Source organism: Streptomyces sp. CBMA123 (genome assembly GCF_014596465.1).
In the GTDB taxonomy this organism is placed as follows: Bacteria; Actinomycetota; Actinomycetes; order Streptomycetales; family Streptomycetaceae; genus Kitasatospora.
The window spans coordinates 1-3,593 of the sequence record NZ_MECK01000386.1 but is presented as its reverse complement, the minus strand read 5'-3'; the positions used below and the strand labels follow the sequence as shown (position 1 = coordinate 3,593).

The window sequence follows — 3,593 nt, the reverse complement described above, 5'->3', positions numbered from 1 at the left end:
TCGCCGCCGAGGGCGCCGAGCGGATCGTGCTCACCAGCCGCCGCGGCGCCACCGCGCCCGGCGCCGCCGAACTGCTCGCCGAACTCGCCGCCGCGGGCTGCGCGGCCGAGATGGCGGCCTGCGACCTCACCGACCGCGACGCCGTCGCGCGGATGCTCGCCGACCTCGCCGCCGCCGGCCACGAGGTGCGCACCGTCGTGCACACCGCCGCCGTCATCGAGCTGCTGTCGGTCGAGGAGACCACCCACGAGGCCTTCGCCAAGGTCCTGCACGCCAAGACCGCCGGCGCCCGCCACCTCGACGAACTCCTGCCCGACGACCAGCTCGACGCGTTCGTGCTGTACTCCTCCACCGCCGGCATGTGGGGCAGCGGCCGGCACGCCGCCTACGTCGCCGGCAACGCCTACCTCAACGCGCTCGCCGAGCACCGCCGCGCCCGCGGCGGCCGGGCCACCGCCATCTCCTGGGGCATCTGGGCCGACGACCTGAAACTCGGCCGCGTCGACCCCGGCCAGATCCGGCGCAGCGGCCTGGTCTTCATGGACCCGTCGCTCGCCCTGGACGGCCTGCGCCAGGCCCTGGACGCCGACGAGCAGGTGCTCGCGATCGCCGACGTCGACTGGGAGCGCTACCACCCCGTCTTCACCTCCGGCCGCCCGAGCGCCCTGTTCGAGGACGTCCCCGAGGTGCGCCGGCTCGCCGAGGCAGCCGAACGCCCGTCCGGGGACGGCGAGTTCGCCGCCCGATTGCGCGCCCTGCCGGCCGCCGAGCAGGAACGCCGGCTGCTGGACCTGGTCCGCGCCGAGGCGGCCACCACGCTCGGCCACGCCTCGCCCGACGTGCTGTCCGAGCAGCGGGCCTTCCGCGACGTCGGCTTCGACTCGCTGACCGCCGTCGACCTGCGCAACCGGCTGGCCGCCGCGACCGGGCTCACGCTGCCCAGCACCCTGGTGTTCGACCACCCGAACCCGCCGGCCCTGGTGCGCTTCCTGCGCGAGAAGATCGCCGGCGCCGCGGTCGCCGGCTCCGCCCCGGCGGCGGCGGGTGTCGCGCTCGACGAGCCGATCGCCATCATCGGCATGAGCTGCCGCTACCCCGGCGGCATCGCCTCACCCGAGGACCTCTGGCGGCTCGTCACCTCGGGCGGCGACGCCATCACCGAGTTCCCGGCGGACCGCGGCTGGGACACCGAGGGGCTCTACGACCCGGACCCGGACGCGCCCGGCCGCACCTACTCGGTGCGCGGCGGGTTCCTGCAGGACGTCGCCGACTTCGACGCCGCGTTCTTCGGCATCTCCCCGCGCGAGGCCCTCGCCATGGACCCGCAGCAGCGGCTCCTGCTGGAGACCGCCTGGGAGGCCATGGAACGCGCCGGCCTCGACCCGTCCACCCTGCGAGGCAGCCTGACCGGCACCTTCATCGGCGCCAGCTACCAGGACTACAGCCCCGGCGACTCCGCCCAGGACGGCGCCGAGGGCCACCTCGTCACCGGCACCATCCCGAGCGTGCTGTCCGGGCGCCTCTCCTACACCTTCGGTTTCGAGGGCCCGGCCGTCACCCTCGACACCGCCTGCTCGTCCTCGCTCGTCGCGCTGCACCTGGCCTGCCAGTCGCTGCGCAACGGGGAGAGCTCCCTCGCCCTGGCCGGCGGCGTCAGCGTGATGGCCACGCCCAACGCGTTCGTCGGCTTCAGCCGCCAGCGCGCGATGGCTGTGGACGGCCGCTGCAAGGCCTACGCCGAGGCCGCCGACGGCATGAGCCTCGCCGAGGGCGTCGGGCTCGTCCTGGTCGAGCGGCTCTCCGACGCCGAGCGGCTCGGCCACCCGGTGCTGGCCGTCCTGCGCGGCTCCGCCGTCAACCAGGACGGCGCCTCCAACGGGCTCACCGCCCCCAACGGGCCCGCGCAGCAGCGCGTGATCCGCGCCGCGCTCGCCAACGCCCGGCTCGCCCCGGGCGAGGTCGACGCCGTCGAGGGCCACGGCACCGGCACCAGGCTCGGCGACCCGATCGAGGCCCAGGCGCTCCTCGCCACCTACGGCCAGGACCGCGAACTTCCGCTGCTGCTCGGCTCGGTGAAGTCCAACATCGGCCACACCCAGATGGCCTCCGGCGTGGCCGGCGTCATCAAGACCGTGCTCGCGCTGCGCAGCGGCGTGCTCCCGGCCAGCCTGCACATCGACCGGCCGTCCACGCACGTCGACTGGACGGAGGGCGCCATCGAGCTGCTCGCCGAGGCGCGCGACTGGCCCGAGACCGGGCGGCCTCGCCGGGCCGCCGTCTCGTCCTTCGGACTCAGCGGCACCAACGCGCACGTGATCCTCGAACAGGTGCCGGTCCCGCCCGCCGCTCCTGCCCCGACGGACGGCGACACCGTGCCCTTCACGCTGTCCGCCCGTACCGACGAGGCCCTGCGCGCCCAGGCCTCGCGGCTGCTCACCGCGCTCGACGAGCAGCCCGAACTGCCGCTCACCGACCTGGCGTTCTCCCTCGCCACCACCCGGACCGCGCTCGACCGCCGCGCCGCCGTCACCACCGGCGACCGCGCCGAGCTGGAGCGCGCCCTCGCCGCGCTGCGGGACGGGCTGCCGGACGCCGCCCTGGTCACCGGCCGACCGGCCGGGGGCGGCCTGGCGTTCCTCTTCACCGGCCAGGGCAGCCAGTACCCGGCCATGGGCCGCGAGTTGTACGACCGGTACCCGGTGTACGCGGAGGCGCTGGACGCCGTGCTCGCCCGCTTCGACCTCGGCTACGAACGGCCCGTCCGGGACGTCCTGTTCGCGCCGGAGGGTTCGGCGGAGGCCGTGCTGCTGGACGACACGGGGTATGCGCAGCCGGCGTTGTTCGCGCTGGAGGTGGCGTTGTTCCGGTTGGTGGAGTCGTGGGGTCTGCGGCCGGACTTCGTGGTGGGTCATTCGATCGGTGAGATCGCGGCGGCTCATGTGGCGGGGGTGTTCTCGTTGGAGGACGCCTGCACGCTGGTCGCGGCCCGGGCCCGGCTGATGTCCGAACTGCCGGGCGGGGGAGCGATGGTGTCCGTCGAGGCGGCGGAGGCGGAGGTGCTGCCGCTGCTGACGGACGGCGTCTCGATCGCCGCCGTCAACGGGCCCGCCTCGCTCGTCCTCGCGGGCGACGAGGACGAAGTCCTGCGTATCGCACGGGAGTTCGGAGTCAACGGGCGACGCACCAAGCGGCTGCGCGTCTCGCACGCCTTCCACTCGCCGCACATGGAGCCGATGCTCGACGCCTACACCCGCGTCGCCGCCACGCTCACCTACGACGCCCCGGCGATCCCGCTGATCTCCACCGTCACCGGCGCGCCCGCCACCGCCGACGAGCTCGCCGCGCCCGACTACTGGGCCCGGCAGGTGCGCGGCACCGTCCGCTTCGCCGACGCCGTCCACGTCCTCGCGGGCCACGGCGCCGCCACCTTCCTCGAACTCGGCCCGGACGGCGTCCTCACCGCCGCCGCCCGCGACACCCTCGGCGACGGCGACCGCCTCGTCGGCGTGCCCGCGCTGCGCCGTGGTCGACCCGGCGTCCCGACCCTGACGGCCGCGCTCGCCCGGCTGGCCGTCGGCGGCCTGCGCCCGGAC

1 protein-coding gene is annotated in these 3,593 nt (G+C 75.3%); it reads left to right on the top strand.

Going from position 1 to position 3,593, the window contains the following annotated elements; genetic code table 11:
- Positions 1–3,593: type I polyketide synthase (locus BG452_RS31340; RefSeq protein WP_188307738.1), on the top strand; the 3,593-nt coding region annotated here is incomplete at both ends.